Origin of the sequence: Hymenobacter sp. BT18, assembly GCF_012273015.1 — a bacterium.
Lineage (GTDB): Bacteria > Bacteroidota > Bacteroidia > Cytophagales > Hymenobacteraceae > Hymenobacter > Hymenobacter lutimineralis.
The window spans coordinates 4,227,119-4,248,547 of the sequence record NZ_CP050954.1 but is presented as its reverse complement, the minus strand read 5'-3'; the positions used below and the strand labels follow the sequence as shown (position 1 = coordinate 4,248,547).

The following is a 21,429-nucleotide window of genomic DNA, read 5'->3' as shown; positions in this document are numbered from 1 at the left end:
AGCAAGCTTCCCGCTCCTATTATTAACCGGTAGCGCGAAGTCAGTTACCAAAAACCAATTAAATCACCTTGGCCTCGTTGCGCAGCAGCTTGATCAGATCACCAGCACTTTCGGCCGGAATCAGCTTCACTCCCTGCTTTTTTGGCGGCAGCTGGTATTCCGTTACCTGGGTACGGGGAGCATCTCCCGTTGGCTCTACTACTTTCAGCGGCTTGGTACGGGCCGTCATAATACCCCGCATGTTAGGAATGCGCGGCTCGCACATGGGCTGCTGGCACGAGGCCACAAAGGGCGTGGCTACTTCCACAATTTCTTTACCGCCCTCAATTTCGCGCTCCAGTGTAGCGGTGTTGCCGCTCATGTCGAGCTTCATAGCGGGGGCTACCGTAGGAATGCCCAACAGTTCCCCTACCATGCCGTGCACCTGGAACCCATTGTAATCGATGCTTTCTTTGCCCATCAGGATAACATCGTAGCCGCCGTCTTTGGCTATGCTGGCAATCTGCTGCGCCACGAAGAAGGCATCCTTGGGGTGCGCATTAACGCGAATGGCATCGTCGGCGCCAATAGCCAGGGCCTTACGGATGTTGGGCTCCGTGTCGGCTTCCCCTACGTTCAGGACCGTTACCGTGCCCCCACCCTGCGCTTCCTTCAGCTCAATGGCGCGGGTGAGTGCGTACTCATCCCAGGGGTTGATAACGAATTGTACCCCCGCCTTATTGAATTCCTTGTTATCGGGCGTGAAGGTAATCTTAGTGGTCGTGTCGGGCACGTTGCTGATGCAAACGAGAAACTTCATCTATGACGACTTGAGTGAACGATATACTACGGGAAAGCCCCAAATTTGCGGGCAAAGATACTGAAAACTCCTGCCCTATGGAAACCCCTCCGACCCGCTTGCAGCAACTTCTGGCCTTCTACCACGATGACCCCAATGATGCCTTCACCATTTACGCGCTGGCAACCGAATATCGGTCCTCTGACCCCGCCAAAGCCTGGGAATTTTATCACAAACTTCTCACCGAGCACCCGGAGTATGTGGGTACTTACTATCACGCCGGCAAGCTCCTGGAACAGCTCGGGCAGCCAGCCGAAGCGGAGCAGGTTTACCGCACCGGCCTGACCGTAGCCCGCCGGGCGGGGCAGCTGCACGCGGCCAGCGAAATTCAGGGCGTATTGAACAGCCTGCTGGGCCTCGATTACGAGGATGATTGAGTGGTAGGGCAACTCTTTGGAGCGGTCCTGTTTACGTAACCATAATTCGACCAGCTTTGGCTTCTCGGTCTTGCTCCACTCCCGTTGCAGATGCCTTTTCTGCGCTATAGGTTGCCTGAGCCCGCAGGCATATAAATGTGATTGTGCAAGACATAAATGGCAGATAGCTTTGCCGCTATTCTTTCACAGGTCCGTACTCAATGTTCGCTGCCCAACGTTTCCTGCTGAGCTTACTGCTACTGATTAGCCTCCCTGGCTCTGGCGCTTCTCCAAAAATGCTTAATGCCCGCTTAGCTACCGTAGCGCGGGTATGGGGCCTGTTGAAGTACTATCATCCGCAGGTAGCCCGCGGGGCCGTAAACTGGGACTCCGTTCTGGTAGTAACCATCCCGCGGGTACGCGGCGCGGCTACGGCGGCCGCCTTTGAAAAGTCACTACAGGACATGTGTGCGGCGGCTGGCCCCCTCGACCCTGGACGTGAGTCGGCCAATTCACCAGCGCCAGCTTGGCTGCGGGCTGATGCCTGCCTCACCCCAGCCCTGCGGCAGCAACTGACGGAAGTAGTACAACGCTACCACCCGCAGGATAATGTGTACGTTTCCAAGAAATACCAGCAATATATTCTTTCCCAACCCATATTCCCGGGCGAAAAAGACTATGCCGATTTGGTCTATCCTGCGGCGGAATACCGCTTATTGGGCCTGTTTCGCCTCTGGAACGTCATCGAGTACTACTATCCATTCAAGGCGGGTACGGCACGTAAGTGGGACAACGTACTGACGAGCTACATCCCGGCGTTTGCCGCCGCACCCGACACACTGGCTTATCACCAGCTATACCAAAAGCTGGCGGCGGAACTGCGGGATAGTCACACTGGCGTGAGCAGCAGCATACTGAACAAACAACGCGCCGGTTATGGCGCCTCACCCTTCTTCGCAAGTTACCTGCGGGGTAAGATGGTAGTAGATAGACTGATTTCTGATTCGGTAGCAAAGGCGGCAGACATTCGTCTCGGGGACATGATCACGCACCTTGATGGCCAACCTGTAGAGAAAGTACGAACCGCATTGCGGCCGTATTTCAGCGCGTCTACTCCCGGTGCGCTTGAGCGCGACCTGAACAACTATCTGCTTGGCGGCCCTGTGGGGCAGCATTTACGCCTGACGCTGCAGCGCAACGGTCGCCTTATCCATACCAATACTTCACACTACCACTGGGATGATATTAAGCCCGGCGGCCGATACGGTAACCCCAGCGCCCCGCCCAAACCGGGTTGGGAAGTACTGACTGGTGGCATAGGCTACCTACGGCCCAATGCAGTCCGCTACGAACAACTGGATAGCATTCTGCAGCAGTTGAAGCAACAGCCAGTTATCATCTTTGATGTGCGGAGCTACCCCGATTGGCGAATGGGCGAAAAGATTGCGCGGCATCTGTATCCAGGCAAAACACGCTACCTGAAGTGGGCTGAAGTAGATGCCCAGCAGCCAGGGCGCGTGTATACGGCTCCCGATACAGCCAAGCCCGCCCCCCCAAACGCAGCCTTGTATCAGGGCCGCGTGTTCGTTCTTTGTAATGAACTTACCCAAAGCGCCGCTGAGGGGCTAGTAATGGCCCTACAGGCATATTCACGGACTGTTACTGTAGGAAGCCAGACTGCTGGGGCCAACGGCAATATGACCGCCTTAGTGCTGCCCGGCAATATCGAGGTGTACTTTACTGGAGTGGCTATCACCTATCCCGATGGTACCCCCACCCAGCGCCGCGGCGTACGCATTGACGTACCGGTGCTCCCCACTCCTGCCGGTATTGCCGCCGGCCGCGACGAGATACTGGAAAAAGCGCTTCTGCTTGCCCGCCAGCCTGATCTTACCGTTCAATAACACCGTACGATCTGCTTAGCTTGGACATTCCTGCCAGGGAGCTTTTTCTTGCTGGCATTCTGCACCCGCGCCAAACTATTCGGTATCGGTATAGGATCTACAAAAACGGCACGTAAAAGGAGCGGGGCCGAAGCTTTCTGGCTTCTGTGCACGGGAATGCACATAGCAGTATAGGTATGAACAAATAACTTATTCGTGTAACTATTCGAACAAAATGGCGTAAAGCCAAAGTTTTGCTAACCCATTGCTGAACTATCATGTAGCGCGGGGTGTCCAGCCCACATGCAAAAGACCATTCTGCTGGGCATGGCCGCGTTGCTAAGCGCTGCTTCCCACTCCTTGGCCCAAACAAGCTCGGGCAATGAACTAACCGATTCGCCATTCGTGCGTAACATTCGCCCCGATCGACCGGGTGTTACCATCACCACCAATATGCTGTACCCAGGTCAGGTGCAAGTAGACGCGGGCATTCAGCAACTGCCGGAATCTGCGGCCCTGGGCCGCCACCGTACCCTTTCTGCCGCCACGCTCCGCATTGGCTTTTTTAATCATATCGAGCTACGGGCTACTCAGGGCTATTTGCACCAATTGCCCCGACCGGCAACGGGCGAGACATCCGGCCTCCGTTCACCTGGCGGCTTTGCTCCGCTCACCGTGGGGGCTAAGTTTTTGGCTTCTACCGTTCAGAACGCCCGTTCCCAGGTAGTTGTGCTGGCTGAGATGACGCTACCCAACGGAGACGCGTCCTACCTCAATAAAACGTATGAGCCCAGCGCCCGACTGCTGATATCGCAGCTACTCGGGCAGCGGTACGGGTTAGAAGGTAACTTTGGGTTTAAGCAGCGCGGCTTTCGGGCAGCCGATACCAAAGTGGGAGAATACACGGCCAGTGTTGCCCTGAATGGCCCTTTGGGCGGCAACTTTGGCTTTTTCACCGAAGCTTACGCGCTGGGCCGCTTTACCTGGCGGAAGGGAGTAACCACCGGCGTGTATTGGCGCCCAAGCCCGGGCATCCGCTTCGATGTCACGGCTGGTCATCAGCTCAATAACCCAGGTCTGCTGGTGGGTACTGGCCTAAGCATGCGCCTGCCCAAGTAGATTTTTTCATCAGGAGCCGAAAGCCGTGACAAGCTTCCTAGAGGTGCTTTTACAGCAAAGCACCTCCAGGAAGCTTGTCACGGCTTTCGGCTTTTCCGGCTGCCAGTCAGCCCAGCTCCTGCACTGGGCAATAGGGCACCGGCTCTACGAACCTTCGTGTTTACGTAGTCATCACATCATTGTGTGATTGATGAATATATAGATATTAGATAATTTTGTTGCACTCTTCCTTTACACCCTACGTCTATGAAAACACTTTACCGATTCCTTCTGCTACTGGCCCTTTTGCTTATCAGCCACTTCTCTACCCGCGCCCAGGGTTTACAAGCGGCCACACACGTAACCATAACCGGGTTCGGCGACCCAGAGCCCGATTCACCCTCGGAACGGGCCATGGCTCGTTTGCACGAAGAGCCAGTAGCGCCAGCCAGCCAAGTGCCCGCCACACCTGACTCCGTAGTGCTACTGCCACCCAAAACCGAACAAACCCGTCCCTAACGTTAGAAAACAAAAAGCCCCGGTATTCTTAACATACCGGGGCTTTTTGTTTTCTAACGAGACCAAGCGGTTAGCGCGCGGCTTGGCTGGGCTCCGCCACGAGGCGAGTAGGTGTATCCTGGCCACTGATAATGCTCTTGGCACTGCGGGCAATAGCGCTGATTACCGCCGTCATGTTCGTCAGATTGAGGGTCTCTACTTCATCGTCTACGGTATGGTAGAACTTATCGGTCGGAATCTGGTCGGTGCTGATGCTGTGGGCTGGTACACCTAGCCGCGCCAACGAGGCATTATCGGAGCGGTAGAACAGGTTTTGCTCAGGGTATGGGTCAGGCTCGAAACGAAACGCCGAGCCCTGCAGGTTACGCTGCAGAATGGAGCCGAAGTCCGATTTATCGAAGCCGGTGATGAAAGCGGTGTTCGGGCCGAATTTTGCCACTTTGCCAATCATCTCAATGTTGAACATGGCAACTACCTGCTGCGGGTTCAGCTTGCTGGCAAAGTAACGGGAGCCCAGCCCACCGATTTCCTCCGCCGTGAAGGCCGAGAAAATCAGGGTGCGGGCATTATCGTTGCGCTTTTTAAAGTGCTCAGCCAATGCCACCACGGCCGTGGTGCCGCTGGCATCATCATCAGCTCCATTAGCAATAGAGTCGCCGGCTACTTTGGTCACCAAGCCCAGGTGGTCGTAGTGGGCCGAAAATATTACTTGCTCGTTTGCGCGGGCTGGTTCGCGCCCCGGTAGCGTTCCAACAATGTTGCGTAGCTCCACTGGGCGTACGGATGTATTCGCAGCTACTCTGAATTTTACGGCGCCGTTGCCCACAGATGCCAGCGCCATTACCACCGAATACGGGCCGGGTTTTTCGGCGTGCACGTTGCTGTGCGCCACGTAGTCGGCCACCTTCTGGAAAGCAGCGGCATGCGCCGGGTCGATGAAAACCACGACGTTTTCGGTGGGCTGCAGCAAGGGGCGTATCACCTTCATCAGGTTGGCTTCCGCCCCAATCACCATTACCCGCGCACTCTGGTCGTCGTCGGCCCAGTTCAAGTGAGGCTCACCCGAAATCAGCAGCGTTTTGTCCCGCGCAATCGGTTGGTTGTTTAATTGCACAAACAACGCCGTGGTCCGGGTTTCAAAAGCAGTAAACTTCTGCTCGAAGGAAGCCTGCCCCGGCAAGGGCTGCAGCCCGATACGCTCAAACTCGGCTATCAGCAGCTGGGCAGCTTTGTTCGCGCCGCCCTGCACGCCGCGCCCCTGCATTTCATCGGCAGCCAGGGCGCGTTCCAGCCGCTCAACCGTGGCCGCAGGAATGCCTTCTGATATAGCGGGCGGGCTGGCCTTTTTTTGCCCGTAACCCAGCAACACAGCGTGTAAAAACAGGGCAGTTACAAAAACCGATTTCATGGAGAGAGGGGGTGGTGCGTAGGCGCGAGGGCAGAACGAGTGCTGGCACGAAGCAACAACAGTGCCGCTTCGCTATCAGTTGGGGAGGAAAAGAAACCTACAGACGCTTTTCGGCGAGGTTTGTTGCTTGCAGCCGGCCGGAATGCCGCCTTGATCAAGACACGTCGTCCGAAAAGTGCTGTCGCATGAGCAAGTTACGCTATTTCAACACGTAGGCCAGGCTTTAGTTGTCGGGCACGCCCGCCCGCCTTCGCCCCTGCCCACCTCACACGTAGTGAGCAGGAAGCCAGGACCACCGACACAAAATCGAGCAAGGCTGAAAGCCGGGATAGGCACGGCAGGCATAACGAAAAAACGCCCCGGCAACAGACGTTGCCGGGGCGTAAACTGGCCGCACGGACGGCTTTACTTTTTGGCACTGGCCAGTAGGTTCAACTCCGAGACGGCGTTAAACAAGTCCGACTCAGTGCGTAATGGTGCCTTCTTCAGCTTGGCTCGAAGCGGTTCCTGAAACTCGCCCGGCACGGCTGACAGTAAAGCTTTTGCAGCGGGCTTAACCGGGGAAAGCGTACCCTGCGGGCTTAGCAGGTAATAGTCCGTATTGTCTACCAGTTCATCATAGGGCTTATCGGCACTGTACGCCTGCTGATAGTTGGCTTTTACCAGCTGCTTGCCCGGGCGTTTAAGTAGTTGATACGGGCCCGAATCGTGCAGGACTTCCAGAAAATCGGTGCGGGGAGGCAGCCCCGGTGCTCCGCTGAAGCGGCGGAAGCGGCGCTGGTTAGCCTGCCCGGGCAGCGCCCGCGGGTCGGTCAGCGTGAACTCCCGAATGTTGCGCAGTTCCACCCACAGCGAGTCGCCGGCCGGGCGTTTGGCCATTAGCTGCTGGTTATAGACATCGTACTTGAGGGGTACACCCGCTACTTGCTTTTGCGAGGCAAGCAACAGATTACCGGAAGCCCATACAGGCAGTAAAAATGGCGTGCCCCGTACGCCCTCGTACCGTTTATCAACGGTAATAATGGCGGCATTGACATCACCCCCCGACAGCAGCCGCAGGTTTTCCTGGTCGCCCAGGGCGCTGCCCGTGGCTTGCTGAGCCGCTGCTGGCAGCGCCAACGCCAGGGTCGCCAAGGCGGCCAGTGTACAACGAACAAAAAATACGTTTGATTTCTTCATGCTGACTAAGCGTAAATGCGTTGCCCAATTTACGCACTTCGGCGCTTAGGCAAGCGTGAGTACCAGATCATCAGCGTTAACCAGCGCACCTTCCGTTAGGTTCACGGCTTGTACGGTGCTATCCTGGGTGGCCGTAATAGTAGTTTCCATCTTCATGGCCTCGATGATGAAGAGCGGGGTGTTTTTGCGCACCGCCTGGCCTTTCTCCACCAGCACCCTCGACAGCATGCCCTGCAGCGGAGCGCCCACCTGGCGGGGATTGGCTTTGTCGGCTTTCGGGTTTTGAATGCGCTTTACCTCTACGCTGGTATCCCGGATTTCGAGGTTGCGGGTCTGGCCGTTGAGGGTAAAGAAAATCGTGCGGCAGCCGTCTTCGTTGACCGGGCCAATGCTTTGCAGGCCCACAATAATGCTTTTGCCCCGGGCAATGTCGATAATGGTTTCATCGCCGGGCTGCAGGCCATAGTAAAACACCGGTGTAGGCACGACCGACACCTCACCGTACTGCTGCACGTGGGCCCAGTATTGCTCAAATACCTTTGGGTACAGCAGCCAGGACAATACATCCGTGAACTTACCGCGCTGCCCAAACTTCTTCTCGAAACGCTGCCACTCAGCGTCAAAGTCGATGGGCGCAAGGTGCTCATTGGGACGGTCGGTAAAGGGTGTTTCCTCCTTGAGAATCACCTGCTGCACATCCCGTGGCCACCCGCCTTCGGGTTGGCCAATGTCGCCGCGGAACAGCTCCCGCACCGACTCCGGGAAGTTGAGCGTAGCGCCTTTCTCCAGTACATCCTGGGTAGTGAGGTTGTTCGACACCAGGAACAGGGCCATATCCCCCACTACTTTCGACGAGGGCGTTACCTTCACGATGTCGCCGAAAAGCTGGTTTACGTCGGCAAAGGTGGTTTTCACCGTTTCAAACTTATCCAGCAAGCCTAGGGCCGAGGCCTGGGGTCGAAGGTTGGAGTACTGCCCGCCCGGAATTTCGTGCTGGAATACCTCCGAGGTGCCGGCCTTCAGACCCGACTCAAACGGGTAATAGTACTCGCGCACAGTTTCCCAGTAGTTAGAGAATTCATTGAGCGACTGTTGGTCGAACTCCCGGTGCCGCTCCTGCCCGCGCAGCATTTCTACCACGGAGTTGAAGTTGGGTTGCGAGGTCAACCCCGAGAGGGAGCCCATAGCCACATCGATTACATCTACCCCAGCTTCTACGGCCTTTAAGTAAGTGGCCGGCTGCAGGGAGGACGTATCGTGGGTGTGCAGGTGAATAGGCAGCTGTACCGTGTCGCGCAGAGCTGTAATCAGCTCGGTAGCCGCGTACGGCTTCAGCAGACCGGCCATGTCCTTGATACACAGAATGTGCGCGCCGGCGTCCTCAATCTGCCGGGCCAGGCGCAGGTAGTATTCCAGGTTGTACTTCTTGTTGCGCCGGGGGTCGAGAATGTCGCCGGTGTAGCAGATGCTGGCTTCGGCTAACCGGTCGGTTTTGTTGCGCACAAACCCAATGCAGGCTTCCATGCCCGGCATCCAGTTCAGGGAGTCGAAGATGCGGAAGACGTCGATGCCGGTTTCGGCGGCCTGCTGCACAAACCGCTCCGTAAGGTTGTCCGGATACGCCTTGTAACCTACGCCGTTGGCGCCACGGATCAGCATCTGCAGCAGGATGTTGGGCACAGCCTTGCGCAGCTTGGCCAACCGCTCCCAGGGGTCCTCGTGCAAAAAGCGCAGGGCCACGTCGAAAGTAGCGCCGCCCCAGCACTCCAGGGAGAAGGTTTGGGGGTGCTGAATGGCGTAGCGCTCCGCCACTTTCAGCATATCGTAGGTGCGCATGCGCGTGGCCAGCAGGCTCTGGTGGGCGTCGCGCAGGGTCGTATCGGTGTAGTGAATCTGCTTTTCGGCCCGCAGCCACTGGGCAAATTTCTCAGGGCCCAGCTCCGTGAGCTTGTCCTTAGTGCCCGGCTGCGCGGGGCCCGGGCCACACTCGGGCAGGTGCGGCTTGCGCAGCTCCCGCTTGGGGTCCACCAGGCCCTTCACATCGGGGTTGCCGTTCACAATCACGTTGCCGAGAAAGCTCAGCACCTTGGTAGCGCGGTCCTGCCGGGTCTTGAACTTGAACAGCTCCTGGTGGTCTTTGATGAAGTCCACGTTGGCCTCGCCGGCCATGAACACCGGGTGGGCAATGATATTTTGCAGAAACTGGATGTTGGTACTCACTCCACGTACCCGGAACTCATCCAGGGTACGCGCCATTTTCTGGGCCGCGCTGGCCAGTGTAGGCGCGTGGGCTGACACCTTCACCAGCAGCGAATCGAAGAAGGGTGACACCTTCACGCCGGTGTACACGGAACCCTGATCGAGGCGGATGCCGAAGCCCCCGGCCGAGCGGTAAGCGGTAATGGTGCCGTAGTCGGGCTTGAAATCCTGCTCAGGGTCCTCAGTAGTGATGCGGCACTGGATGGCGTAGCCCGTTTTCAGGGGCTTGGCATCCGTTCCCAGCCCAATTTCGGGGTCCGAAAGTCGGTAGCCGGCCGCAATGTAGAGCTGGGTTTTGATCAGGTCGACGCCCGTAATCATCTCCGTGACGGTGTGCTCCACCTGAATGCGCGGGTTCACCTCGATAAAGTAAATCCGGTCCTGCTCGGGGTTTACCAGGAATTCCACCGTGCCCACGTTGTTGTAGTTCACGGCCCGGCCCAGGCGCAGCGCGTACTCATACAGCAAGTGACGCATGTGGTCGGGCAGGTTCAGGGAAGGCGCTACCTCTACCACTTTCTGGTACCGCCGCTGCACCGAGCAGTCCCGCTCGTAAAGGTGCATCAGGCCGCCATAGTTGTCGGCTACCAGCTGAACCTCAATGTGCTTGGGCTGTTCCACAAACTTTTCGAGGAACACGGTATCGTCGCCGAAGGCTTTGAGGGCCTCGTTGCGGGCCTCAAAAAACCCTTTTTCCAGCTGGTCGTCGTCGCGGATGACGCGCATGCCCCGGCCGCCCCCGCCGGAAGCGGCCTTCAGCATTACGGGGTAGCCAATGCGGTGCGCCTCTTCCAGGGCCACGTCGAAGCTGGTGAGGTCCTGCTGGCTGCTTTCGATAATAGGCACCTGGCACTCAACGGCCACGCGCTTGGCGGCTACTTTGTCGCCGAGGGCTTCCATTACTTCGGGGCGGGGCCCGATAAAGATGATTCCTTCCTCGCGGCAGCGCCGGGCCAGCGTGGCATTTTCGCTTAGAAAGCCGTAGCCCGGGTGAATGGCATTAACACCATTTTCCTTGGCCGTGCGGATAAGACCCTCGATGTCCAGATACGGTTTCAACGGCTCATCATCGCGCCCGACTTGGTACGCCTCATCGGCTTTGTAGCGGTGCAGGGAGTACCGGTCCTCGTAGGTGTAGATGGCGACCGTAGGAATGCCAAGCTCCGTTGCTGCACGTAGGACCCGAATGGCAATTTCGCCCCGATTGGCGACCAGCAGTTTGCGGATATTCATCTTGGAAAGCGGTGTTTAGGTAAGGGTGAAAGCGGACTGCAAGCTACTGAATGAAGCGGTAAGCAGCAGCGAATTTTTGCTAAAGAGCAGAATTTCGCAATCAACTGCTTCCTGTTTGATCTTGAATAAGTAAAATCTGCGAAACCAAACGTACCTGTCCAGGTTAGCAAAACACGCTTTCCTGCTTCCTACAATTTCTACCATGCAATTCACTGACAAGAACATTCTCATCGTGGGCGCTTCCTCAGGCATTGGGTTGGCTACGGCCCGGCTGCTGCACGGCCTGGGCGCCAGCCTGTACACCGCCTCCCGCCACCAGTCGGCCGAGCTGGCCGAGCTTAATACTACCTTCTTTTCTCTCGACGTGACCCAGCCCCTGGGTTCGGCCCTCGATGCTCTGCCCGAGGTCCTGCACGGCGTGGTGTACTGCCCCGGCAACATCAAGCTCCGGCCCTTCGAGCGGATTCCGGTGGAAGATTTCCGCGGTGATTTTGAGCTGAACGTGTTGGGCGCGGTGCAAGTGCTGCAGGCCAGCATGAAGCGGCTGAAGAAGGCGGGCGGCGCGTCGGTGGTGCTGTTTAGCACGGTAGCCGCCGATACGGGCATGGCTTTCCACGCCAGCATTGCTACTTCCAAAGCCGCCGTGGAGGGCCTCACCCGTGCTCTGGCCGCCGAGTATGCCGCCAGCGGCGTGCGGGTGAATGCCGTGGCCCCGTCGCTCACCAATACTCCTCTGGCCGCTGCCCTGCTCAACACGCCCGAAAAAGCCGAAGCCAGCGCCAAGCGCCACCCCCTGCAGCGCATTGGGGAGCCCGAAGACCTGGCCTACATGGCCTCCTTCCTGCTCTCTGACCACGGCTCCTTCATCACCGGCCAGGTACTGCCGGTGGACGGTGGTATGGGCCGGTTGAAGTAGCTTTTTTAGACCTGAGAGGATGAGAATTGAGAAGCGAGACGATGTTCAACCTCGACAAAGAGGAATTGAATATCGTCTCACTTCTCAATTCTCACTATCTCACTTTTCCATCATAATGAAAGTAGCTTTATTCTGGCACCGTCGCGACCTTCGTTTTGAAGACAACGCCGGCCTCGCGGCGGCTCTGCAAGCCGAATTGCCGGTGGTACCGTTGTTCATCTTCGACCCCGAAATCCTGGAGAAACTGGAAAACCGTCAGGATGCCCGCGTTGGGTTCATCTACGATGAGGTACAACGGCTTGCCGAAGAAGCGCAGGCCGCTGGCGGCACGCTGCTGGTGCGATATGGTCGGCCGGAAGAGGTATTTACTGAGTTGCTTACGGAGCTGGACGTAGCCGCCGTGTACACCAACCACGACTACGAGCCCTACGCCGCTACCCGCGACCAGGCCGTGACCAAGCTGCTGGCCCAGCACAATGTGCCGCTGCACACCTATAAGGACCAGGTAATCTTCGAGAAAGACGAGGTGCAGACCAAAACCGACCAACCCTACAAGATTTACGGTCCTTATAAGCGCGCGTGGCTGGCCCGCCTCACTGAAGCCGACTACCGCCCCCACCCTTCCGCCGATTACCTGCGCAAGCTCGCCTGCGTACCAGCCGGCTCCCGACCCACTCTGGCCGACATGGGCTTTGAGCGGAGTGAGGAGCCCATTCCGGGCCGGCAGCTGGCCTTCCGCACCCTGGAGCAGTACGCCGATACCCGCGACCTGCCCGCCCGCGACTCCACCAGCCGCCTGGGTTTGCACCTGCGCTTCGGCACCATCAGCATCCGCCAGCTGGTGCAGCGGGCACTTGAAGCCAAGGCCGAAATCTGGCTGAGTGAGCTGATCTGGCGCGACTTCTTCATGCAGCTGCTCTGGCACTTCCCCTACACCGCCCACGAAAGCTACGACCCCAAGCTGCGTAACATTCAGTGGCGCAACAACGAAGCCGAGTTTCAGGCCTGGTGCGAAGGGCGCACCGGCTACCCGCTCATCGATGCGGGCATGCGCCAGCTGAATGCCACCGGCTTTATGCACAACCGCGTGCGCATGGCCACGGCTAGCTTTCTGGTCAAAAACCTGCTCATCGATTGGAAATGGGGCGAGGCCTACTTCGCCGCCAAGCTGCTCGACTACGAAATGGCGTCCAACGTGGGCAACTGGCAGTGGGTGGCCGGCACCGGCGCCGACTCGCAGCCTTGGTTTCGCATCTTCAGCCCTGATTCGCAGCTAACCAAGTTCGATAAGCAGCATGCCTACGTGCAGCAGTGGGTACCTGAGTTTGGCACCTCGCGCTACCCCAGGCCCATTGTAGAGCACCCCAGCACCCGCGACCGGGCCCTGGCGGCTTTTCGCGCCTCCCGCGACGGGCATCAATAGCACAACTTTACGGCCCTTGCCGTGGTTATCAACCTATGGAACAGCAACCCACTCCGGCCGCCGCAACGGCCGCTTCGCCCAAAGCCCGCATCAAGCAGGCTTACCTCGACTACGTGCTGCGCAAAGGCCAGCCGCCGCTTTCCGTGTTTAAACTGACGCAGAAACTAGGCCTGCCCGAGCAGGAATTCTACGCCAGCTACGCCAACTTCGACGCCATCGACCGGGAAATCTGGGCTGACTTCGGCCGCGAGGCCCGCGCCACGGCTGCCCACGAGCCCGTGTGGGAACAGTACGGGGCCCGCGAAAAGCTCCTGGCTTTCTACTATACCCTGATTGAGATTCTCAAGCGCAACCGCAGCTATGCTCTGCAAAGCCTGCGTCGCTCCCTCTCCAAAATGCCCGGCATCACGCCCCGCGTACTGGACGATTTCCGACAGGATTTTGAGGCCTTTGTAGAGGATCTGCTGCGCGAAGGCCGCCGCAATGAAGAAGTAGCCAACCGCCAACTAGTGCAGCAAAGTTACCCGCGCTTCTTCTGGCAGCAGCAGTTGTTTGTGCTCGGCTTCTTTGCCAAAGACGACACCGTGAACTTTGAGCGCACCGATGCAGCCATCGAAAAAGCCGTGACGCTGAGTTTCGACCTAGTAGGCCGCAACACCCTGGATTCGGCCGCCGACTTCGTGCGGTTCCTAGTGCGTCGGTAAGGTTCTTAATTTCTTTAAACGGTCATGCTGAGCTTGTCGAAGCATCTCTACCGCTTCGTTGTTGAGGTAATACAACAGAGCAGTAAGGGTGCTTTTCGAAGCGCCGCATGACCGTTTTCGATTTCTTAGCTATTCCCATGGACGATACCCCCAAGCCACTTACTTCTCTGCCCACCACCAAAGTGGCCCGGGCGGCGCGCTTCGCCAAAACCGGCCTCAACGTAGGTGCCAACTACGTGAAGCATTACGCCAAGCGGGCCGTAGGAGCCGAGAGTCCTACCGCCGACCTGCACGCCGCCAACGCGGCCGAGCTCTACGGCACGCTCAGCGAAATGAAGGGCTCCGTACTGAAGGTGGCCCAGATGCTGGCCATGGAAAAGAACCTGCTGCCCACCGCTTACGCCGATCAGTTTGCCCAGGCCCAATACCAAACCCCGCCCCTTTCCGGGCCGCTGGTGGTGAAAACCTTCCGGGAGGCATTTGGCAAGTCGCCGTTTGAGGTATTCGACGAGTTCGACATTGAAGCCCGGCAAGCCGCCAGCATCGGGCAGGTGCATTTCGCCCGTAAAGACGGCCGCGAGCTAGCCGTGAAAGTGCAGTACCCCGGCGTAGCCGACAGCATCCGCTCCGATATCCGGCTGGTAAAGCCTATTGCTTTGCGCGTGCTGGGCCTCGACGAAGCCACCGTGCGGCCGTATATGCAGGAGGTAGAAACCCGCCTGCTCGAAGAAACCGACTACGCCCTGGAGTTGCGGCGTGGCCAGCACATTGCTCAGGCTTGCGCCGGCCTCGCTCACCTGCAGTTTGCCCACTACTACCCCGAACTTTCGGCGGCCCGTATCCTGACGATGGACTGGCTGCCGGGTCAGCACCTCAAGGAGTTTCTGGCTACCAATCCCAGCCAGGAAGTACGTAACCAGTTGGGGCAGGCCCTGTGGGACTTCTACATGTTCCAGCTCAATGAGCTGCGTCAGGTACACGCCGACCCGCACCCGGGCAACTTCCTGCTCAGTGCTACCAACGGCGGTACGGTGGGGGTGCTAGATTTTGGCTGCGTCAAGGAAATTCCAGCCGAGGTACACCGCCTGTTCACCGCCCTGCTGACGCCCGAAACGCTGGCCAACCCTACCCAACTGGCAGCGTTGCTGGAAGAAGCCGGCGTGCTGCGCGCCGAAGATACCCCTGCCCGCCGGGAGTTTTACGTGCGCACCATGCAGGCCTCGCTGGAACTCGTGGGCCGCCCGTTTCGCCAGCCCACCTTCGACTTTGGCGACCCGGCCTACATGCAAAGCCTCTACGCCCTCGGCGACGACCTCATGCAGCAGCCCGAGTTGCGCCAGCAGCGTGAGCCCCGCGGCTCCGAGCATTTTATCTACCTTAATCGTACCTACGTGGGGCTCTATGCCCTGCTCACGGAGCTGCGCGCTTCTATCCAGACAGGTGCGCCAAGCAAGGCCGCATTCTAGCCGGAGGAGGGTTGATTCGCGGCTTTTTCGTTTGTTTGCCTCCTCAACGCTCTATAACCTTCCCTACCGTCATGAAAAAGCTTGTTATCCTGTGCGTGGCGCTGTTTGCCACTTTCTCCCTGGCCCGTGCCCAGAGCCCGGCCAGTTGCTGTGCCAAGCCGGGCAAGGCTACGGAAGTATTTGCAATGCTGGCTACCAACGAAGAATTTGTACGGGGCCACGAAGACCCCACCCCGTACCAGTATGAAGGGCCAGGTGAGATGATTGAATTCAGCACGGCCGATGGCAAAAGTGCCCGTGGTTTTGAAATCAAAAGCAACGTACGCTCCGACAAGTACCTGTTTGTACTGCACGAGTGGTGGGGCCTGAACGATTACATCAAAAAGGAGTCGTTCCGCTACGCCAATGAGCTGAAAGGCGTGAACGTTATTGCCCTGGACTTATACGATGGGCAGGTGGCCACCTCCGCCGAAGAAGCAGCCAAGCTCATGCAGGGCGTAACTACAGAGCGCGCCGAAGCAATTATTAAGGGGGCTATGCTGCATGTAGGCAACAATGCGCAGATTGCCACTTTGGGTTGGTGCTTTGGTGGCGGCTGGAGTCTGCAGACGGCGCTGTTGGCCGGGCCCAAAGCTGTGGGTACCATTATGTATTATGGCATGCCGGAGAAAGACGTTGCCCGCCTGAAAACCCTCAATACCGACGTACTCGGCATTTTTGCCCAGCAGGATAAATCCATTACGCCAGAGGTGGTTGCCCAATTCACCAAGGATATGGCCGCTGCCAAGAAGAAGCTTACGGTGAAGTTTTACGATGCCGAGCACGCGTTTGCCAATCCATCGAACCCGAAGTACAACCGTCAGTTTGCGGAAGATGCCCATGCCCTTTCCCTGGCCTACCTCCGGAAGGCTCTGAAGTTGAAAGGCTAAAGCCCCATTCGCTTCTGCGCCCACAAAAAAGCCCTTCCTGCTTAAGGAAGGGCTTTTTTGTGGGCTTTATCATTTGGATACAGCCAGCAAACCCCGTAGCTTTCTTCTCTCCCACTCCTACGCTCTGCTTATGTCTGCCTTACCTGCCCTTCTTGCCGAATACGGCGAAAGTCACCAAAACCCCACCAACAAGCTGGTGCACTGGGTGTGCGTTCCACTCATTATGTTTTCCATTCTTGGCCTGCTGTGGTCGGTGCCGGTGCCGGAGGGGGTGCGCGCCATTAGCCCCTGGCTGAACTGGGCTACGGTAGTAATGGTGCTGGCTGTGGGCTACTACCTGCGCCTATCGGTGCCTCTGGCGGTAGGCATGGTGCTGGTGTGGGCGGTTATGGCGCTAATCCTGCGAGTGGTAGAAGCCGGTGTTCCTCTCCCCCTTTGGGTCGTGTGCCTGCTTATCTTCGTGTTGGCCTGGGTAGGCCAATTTTGGGGGCACAAGGTGGAAGGTAAGAAACCCAGCTTTCTGAAAGACCTGCAGTTTCTGCTTATCGGTCCGCTGTGGCTACTACATTTCGTGTACCGCCGCCTGGGCTGGTCGTATTAGCCAGAACAGCCCATAACCAAATTAGTAGCTTCTGCCAGGCAGCTAATCTTTCAACTTTCCCAGCCTACTACTCCACCGGCTGCAGTTCCCAGCCACTCGAGAGCAAGGCAGCCAATTCGGCTACGCTTTCGGTGAGTTGGTCCCAGCTATTGAGCACGAAGTACTGGTCTTGGAGGTGCGCTTCGCTGTAGGGCGTGTGCAGCACGGTGGCCAGATCGAAGGGGAAGCGGCGCGTTACGTCGCCGAGGCAATGGTGAATTTCGCCCGAGGAAGACAGCAGACCCGCCCCGTACATACGGGTCTGGCCGTATTCCTCCACCAGCCCAAACTGCACCGTGAAGCCATAGAGCCGCTCCAGGCGCGCCAGGGCCACGGCATCGTTCAGGTGCTGGGCAGCCACCTGGCCCAGGAAGTGCAGGAAATCGGCAAAGGCCTGATCCATAAGCAGGGGCACGTGCCCGAACACGCCGTGGAACAGATCGGGCTCCTCAATGAAGTCGAACTGCTGCATGCTGCGGATCCAGACGGTGGCCGGAAACTTACGCTGGGCCAGCAACCCAAAAAAGTCCGCATCGTTGAGCATGCCCTTTGCCGGCTCCAGCTGCCAGCCAGTGGCTTTGTACAGCCGCTGGCTTACTTCCTCGAACCTTGGAATAGCATTTCGGTGAAAGCCTACGCCTGCCAAACCCTGGCCAAACGCCGAGCAGGCCCGCTTGTGCAACAATGCGGTCTGGCGGTCAAACAACACTTTCCATACCAGCTGATCTTGCGTGGTGTACTGGTCGTAACGCTGCTCAAGCATAACACGTGGCATTAAAAAAGCCCGGCTCCTTGCGGGAGGCGGGCTCTTAAGTGGATTTCAGAGTAGAAGAAGCATGCTGTGTTCTACCATTCATACCCGCAAAAGCGCCCGACCTCGCCCTGGACAGGACGATTAATGGCCACATTGCATTTCGCGGTTAGGATTAGCATGATGATGCAAATATAGAAGACTTCCGGAATAAACTATTCAGCACCCTAGTTTATTTTTCATGGCCAAAATCCTAGTCCGTACCATCATTACCCAAATCCCCCCTCTAGCCCAAGGTAAAACACAAAGAAAAGACAATAATTTTCTCAACACCCCCCTTTATTTTCATAGCCTATTTACAAAATTGCCTCCACTTATATTGACGATTCGATGCAAGGAATGCGTAAGCATAGCTTATTGCTTACCATTGGCCTCATAGGTCATGCTCAATCGAGTGTCGCCTGTGATTTTAAGGTCGAGACGAGCCTGCTGAGCAGATGGATTTAGCAGCAGCGCTGTGGAGCCGGCCATAAACCGCAGTGTGCCCCGGGCCCCAGGAGCCAAAGTAGTTTTACCGAAGTTACCACCGCCCCGGGGGCGCTCCTTGATTTCAACCGGCACCTTCCCCACATTATGAGCTACTACTCTGAAGGCACCCAACTGCCCGCCGCCCAGCGCAAACTGCTTACCCGGCTCAATAAGCAGATTGGAGGTAATCCCCGCCCAGCAAGCCGTAACGAGGAGAAACACGGCTGCGCAAGTGGCAATGACGACCGGACGGAAAGGCAGGAAAATACGCATGGCAGTTAGTTGGAGGTTGAAGTGAAACGATGCTCCAAAGGAAACGCCCAGTCAGCGCCCATACGCTCCATTTTACAGTCTGGGACACCTCAACTTATAGATTGGCACCAGGCCGCTGCAGAGAGGAAACCCATCGGGCCGCATCGTTGCTGCGGTTGCTTGCCATGCATGATGCCGAATCGTTCAATGCAGAGCCCGGTAGCTGTTCAGGATGACAAAGAAATTTCGTTAGGCCTACTTCTTGAACAGCTTCGCGAAATGCCGCGTCTCTACATCGTTCCTGTTGATGCAGGCCCAGTCGTTCAACGACGAGACGCAAGGATGCCTTTCTACAGCTGCCGGGCGGCTTCGCTGGGCGTCTGGCCGCGGAGCTTTTTGAAGACGCGGTTGAACGTGGACTTGGAGTTGAAACCGGCCGCCAACGCCAGAGCCAGCAAGGTATACTGCCGGAACTGCGGGTCGCGGAGGCGGCGCTCGGCTTCCCGCACCCGGTACTCGTTCACGAAGTCGTTGAAGTTCTGGCCGCAACCGGTGTTGATGACCCGAGAAAGCCAGGATGTGTTGGTGCGCAGCTGGGTGGCCAGCTCACCCAGCGTCAGCTCAGGCTCCAGATAGGGCCGGGCTGTCTGCATATGGTTCAGCAGCCGGGTAGTCCAGCGGGCCAGCTCCGCATCGGGTGCGGTGGCGGCTGTTGTTTGGGTTTTCAATGGCGCAGTGGCCACCACCGCTGCATTGGCCGGATCGGTAGTTTCAGCCAGACCTGATACCGGACCCAAGGCGCCCGTGGCAGCAGATCCGGCAGCGTAAGCTACTTCCGTTGTAGTAATTGATAGCAACTCAGCCGGCCCCGGAGTATCAGTGGCCGTTGGCAGCTGGAAGCGCAGGGCACCCAGGCGGTAGCCTGTCAGGAGCCCCGAGATGCTGAGGTAATAGATCAGCAGGCCGGTGAACAGGTAGTCGTACCAGCTTTGCACGTAATTGAGGGGCGTAATGAAAAGGTTAACCAGGCCGAAGATCAGCGTGACGCCGGTACCCACTACCACGGCTACCAACACGTTGCGCAGCCACCGAAACCGAAGCTGCTCGGTATCGGAGAAGTTGTCGTTGAGGTAGTGGGCGTAGGCGCGGTAGGCCCGCAGGGTGTGTACCGCGTAAGTCAGCACCGAGAGGTAGCCCAACGCATCCAGCACATAGTACAGCGGTTGCCAGTCAGCCCAAGCAGCCAAAGGGCCTTTGGTGCCAAAGTGCTCCGGCAGCAGTTCTCCCCGCAGACCATGCCACCAGCCGATATCGTAGCCGAACACCAGTAGCCGCCACGCCAGCACCGCCAGCGCGGGCGCGAAGTGCCACCAGTGCCGCCGCTGCAGCCGGAACTCCTGGTTGGTGAGGTTGCGGAAGTAGAAGTACAGCGCCGGCCCCACCGCCAGCCAGTTGCTGAACGGCCAGTAGAACATAAACGTCGTGCGTCCGTCGTGCGAGTCGTACCAGCCGGCAAAGCCCAGCATCCACTGGGCCAGCCGCAGGGCAAACAGCAGCAGCAGCAAAGCCAGCCAGCCGTCGGCCGCCATATCCTCGCGCCGGCGCCGGGCCCATAGCACCACCGCCACAATGATGCCTTGCAGGAAAAACGGCAGCAGCAAGCCGCTGTACAGGTTGAAGCCGAAGAACATACCGGCAAGGTAACAGTAGATCGGACTTCCGCTATATAAAAACCCGCCCTGGCTTCCATGGGCCGGGGCGGGTTGTGTGATGCAGAGACACAATAGTTGGAGTCTCGTCGTTGCTGATGTTGTTTTGATTGGAGTGGTGCCGGGTCGTTCAACGACGAGACGCGAAGTGTCGCGTCTCTACATCGTTCTGAATTGCATCCGAAACCGAATAGAACGTCACGCTCCTACTCCAGCTCCTGGCGCAGGGCGTACACTTTGCGCAGGTTGCGGATCAGGCGCTCCGACTCGGCAAAATTCAGGGTCTGGGCACCATCGGAGGCGGCTTCTTCGGGCTTCTCGTGGGCTTCGTAGATGATGCCGTCGGCACCGGCCATGACGCCGGCCAGGGCCATGGTGGGCACGTACTCGCGGATGCCGATGCCGTGCGAGGGGTCCACGATGACGGGCAGGTGAGTTTTCTCCTTCAGGATGGGCACCGCGTTCAGATCGAGCGTGTTGCGCGAGGCGGTTTCGAAGGTGCGGATGCCTCGCTCGCAGAGAATCAGCTTCTCGTTGCCGCCCGAAAACACGTACTCGGCCGACGACAGCAGCTCCTCGATGGTGCCGGAAATGCCGCGCTTAATCATCACGGGCTTATCCACACCGCCCAGGGCGTCGAGCAGGTTGAAGTTCTGGGTGTTGCGGGCGCCTACCTGGAACACGTCCACGTAGTCGTGCATCTCCTCTACCTGCGACACCTGCATGACCTCCGTCACAATCTTGATGCCCCGCTCCCGGGCCATGCGGTGGAAATCCTTCAGGCCTTCCATGCCCAGGCCGCGAAAGGCGTACGGCGACGAACGGGGCTTGAACACGCCCCCGCGCATGATGCGCACGTCGTTGTCCACCAGGTGCTGCATGATCAATTCCATCTGCTTCTCGCTCTCGATGCTGCACGGGCCGGCGGCCAGCGTGAGCGAGCCTTCCCCGATGCGCACCCCGTCGCCGAGGTCGAGCACCGTGGGGCGCACACGCCACTTGCGGCTCACCAGCTTGTAATCGTCCGACACGCGGTGGATGTCCAAGATGCCGGGCAATTGACCAATGGTGCGCAAATCCACATCGGCCTTGCCGATGGCCACCAGGTAGTGGGCGCGCTGGGTTTTCACCTCCGTGGCCTTATATTTCAGCTCCTGAATGCGGGCTTCAATGGCAGCTTTGTTGGCGGCGGTGATATGGGGGTCGAGTTGGATAATCATGTTCTGGGGGGAGAGAAAAATATCAGCACGTCATGCTGAGCGAAGGTGCAGCCGTAGTCGAAGCATCTCGCTCGAATCGTTGCTATTACTACTACAATGTCAGCACGCGAGATGCTTC

The 21,429-nt window shown here is 58.0% G+C and carries 18 protein-coding genes; 10 read left to right on the top strand and 8 right to left on the bottom strand.

All coding sequences use genetic code 11. From position 1 onward, the window contains the following. Nucleotides 1-58 precede the first annotated feature (58 nt). Complete coding sequence (locus HER32_RS18215; protein ID WP_149070565.1) at nt 59-799, bottom strand: electron transfer flavoprotein subunit beta/FixA family protein; 741 nt, start codon at nt 797-799, stop codon at nt 59-61. Nucleotides 800-876: 77 nt separating this feature from the next. Between HER32_RS18215 and HER32_RS18210 the strand changes: the two genes are divergently transcribed. From HER32_RS18210 to HER32_RS18195, 4 genes are all read left to right on the top strand, one after another. Then, nucleotides 877-1,215, top strand: a complete 339-nt coding sequence (locus HER32_RS18210) for a tetratricopeptide repeat protein (RefSeq protein WP_168682911.1) — start codon at nt 877-879, stop codon at nt 1,213-1,215. Nucleotides 1,216-1,490: 275 nt separating this feature from the next. After that, nucleotides 1,491-3,098: a S41 family peptidase gene (locus HER32_RS18205; protein ID WP_168682910.1), complete on the top strand. Its 1,608-nt coding sequence runs from the start codon at nt 1,491-1,493 to the stop codon at nt 3,096-3,098. Nucleotides 3,099-3,380: 282 nt separating this feature from the next. Continuing rightward, entirely contained in the window at nt 3,381-4,196 is an 816-nt protein-coding gene (locus tag HER32_RS18200) for a transporter (protein WP_168682909.1), read from the top strand. 246 nt (nt 4,197-4,442) lie between these two features. After that, the gene (locus tag HER32_RS18195; protein ID WP_168682908.1) at nt 4,443-4,694 is read left to right on the top strand and encodes a hypothetical protein; all 252 of its coding nucleotides are present in this window, start codon (nt 4,443-4,445) and stop codon (nt 4,692-4,694) included. A gap of 70 nt (nt 4,695-4,764) precedes the next feature. Here the strand turns inward: HER32_RS18195 and HER32_RS18190 are convergent, their stop codons facing one another. The 3 genes from HER32_RS18190 to HER32_RS18180 form a co-directional block, all read right to left on the bottom strand. Next, on the bottom strand, nt 4,765-6,102 hold the full coding sequence (locus HER32_RS18190; protein WP_149070561.1) for a M20/M25/M40 family metallo-hydrolase: 1,338 nt from the start codon (nt 6,100-6,102) through the stop codon (nt 4,765-4,767). A 405-nt stretch (nt 6,103-6,507) separates the two neighbouring features. Beyond that, a complete protein-coding gene (locus HER32_RS18185) occupies nt 6,508-7,281 on the bottom strand; it encodes a hypothetical protein (RefSeq protein ID WP_168682907.1) in 774 nt (257 codons plus the stop codon). Nucleotides 7,282-7,326: 45 nt separating this feature from the next. After that, on the bottom strand, nt 7,327-10,773 hold the full coding sequence (locus tag HER32_RS18180) for a pyruvate carboxylase (protein WP_149070559.1): 3,447 nt from the start codon (nt 10,771-10,773) through the stop codon (nt 7,327-7,329). Nucleotides 10,774-10,975: 202 nt separating this feature from the next. Here HER32_RS18180 and HER32_RS18175 point away from each other — a divergent pair, with 202 nt between their 5' ends. The 6 genes from HER32_RS18175 (at nt 10,976) to HER32_RS18150 (ending at nt 16,812) form a co-directional block, all read left to right on the top strand. Next, entirely contained in the window at nt 10,976-11,689 is a 714-nt protein-coding gene (locus tag HER32_RS18175; protein WP_168682906.1) for an SDR family NAD(P)-dependent oxidoreductase, read from the top strand. Nucleotides 11,690-11,804: 115 nt separating this feature from the next. Further along, nucleotides 11,805-13,112, top strand: a complete 1,308-nt coding sequence (locus tag HER32_RS18170; protein WP_168682905.1) for a cryptochrome/photolyase family protein — start codon at nt 11,805-11,807, stop codon at nt 13,110-13,112. Between the two features lie 35 nt (nt 13,113-13,147). After that, a complete protein-coding gene (locus HER32_RS18165) occupies nt 13,148-13,816 on the top strand; it encodes a TetR family transcriptional regulator C-terminal domain-containing protein (RefSeq protein WP_168682904.1) in 669 nt (222 codons plus the stop codon). 107 nt (nt 13,817-13,923) lie between these two features. Next, nucleotides 13,924-15,282, top strand: a complete 1,359-nt coding sequence (locus tag HER32_RS18160; protein WP_232066303.1) for an ABC1 kinase family protein — start codon at nt 13,924-13,926, stop codon at nt 15,280-15,282. Between the two features lie 71 nt (nt 15,283-15,353). Further along, a complete protein-coding gene (locus HER32_RS18155; protein WP_149070554.1) occupies nt 15,354-16,211 on the top strand; it encodes a dienelactone hydrolase family protein in 858 nt (285 codons plus the stop codon). Between the two features lie 130 nt (nt 16,212-16,341). Further along, nucleotides 16,342-16,812 carry a DUF962 domain-containing protein gene (locus tag HER32_RS18150; RefSeq protein ID WP_168682902.1) on the top strand — a complete coding sequence of 157 codons (471 nt, stop codon included), beginning with the start codon at nt 16,342-16,344 and terminating at the stop codon, nt 16,810-16,812. 67 nt (nt 16,813-16,879) lie between these two features. Here HER32_RS18150 and HER32_RS18145 read toward each other — a convergent pair whose 3' ends face one another. From HER32_RS18145 to aroF, 4 genes are all read right to left on the bottom strand, one after another. Next, nucleotides 16,880-17,614, bottom strand: coding sequence for a phenylalanine 4-monooxygenase (locus HER32_RS18145; RefSeq protein ID WP_232066302.1), 735 nt, complete (start codon nt 17,612-17,614; stop codon nt 16,880-16,882). A gap of 402 nt (nt 17,615-18,016) precedes the next feature. After that, nucleotides 18,017-18,403 (bottom strand): hypothetical protein, encoded by a 387-nt coding sequence (locus HER32_RS18140; RefSeq protein WP_149070551.1) that lies wholly within the window; start codon nt 18,401-18,403, stop codon nt 18,017-18,019. A gap of 329 nt (nt 18,404-18,732) precedes the next feature. Continuing rightward, nucleotides 18,733-20,073 carry a helix-turn-helix domain-containing protein gene (locus tag HER32_RS18135; protein WP_168682901.1) on the bottom strand — a complete coding sequence of 447 codons (1,341 nt, stop codon included), beginning with the start codon at nt 20,071-20,073 and terminating at the stop codon, nt 18,733-18,735. 224 nt (nt 20,074-20,297) lie between these two features. Next, nucleotides 20,298-21,311 (bottom strand): 3-deoxy-7-phosphoheptulonate synthase, encoded by a 1,014-nt coding sequence (gene aroF, locus HER32_RS18130; protein ID WP_168682900.1) that lies wholly within the window; start codon nt 21,309-21,311, stop codon nt 20,298-20,300. Nucleotides 21,312-21,429: the final 118 nt, after the last annotated feature.